Genomic DNA, 261 nt, shown 5'->3' with positions numbered 1-261 from the left:
CCGCCAGCGCGGGCCGCAATTTGGGCGCGCCGACGACGCCCGGCAGCGCGGTCAAGTCCGAGAGCATCCGCTCGACAATCCCTGCTTGCGGCAAAACGGTGCCGAAAAAACGTGTCGTTACCGAGTCTTCGATCAGGATGGTCGGAAAATTCTCGACGTCGAGATCGTCGAATCGATCCGCATGCGTTTCGATGTCGATCCATGCGAAGCAGATTTGCGGATGCCGCTCGGCCAGCTTGTCGAACGCCTCGCGATACTCGC

At 60.9% G+C, this 261-nt stretch carries 1 protein-coding gene; it reads right to left on the bottom strand.

The features are described 5' to 3' along the window. The coding region (locus SB822_RS58390; RefSeq protein ID WP_410859282.1) for a thioredoxin at positions 1 to 261 on the bottom strand (261 nt) is incomplete at both ends.

Source organism: Paraburkholderia sp. SIMBA_054, from assembly GCF_046534875.1.
Taxonomy (GTDB): domain Bacteria; phylum Pseudomonadota; class Gammaproteobacteria; order Burkholderiales; family Burkholderiaceae; genus Paraburkholderia; species Paraburkholderia hospita.
This window is presented reverse-complemented; position numbering and strand designations above follow the sequence as displayed.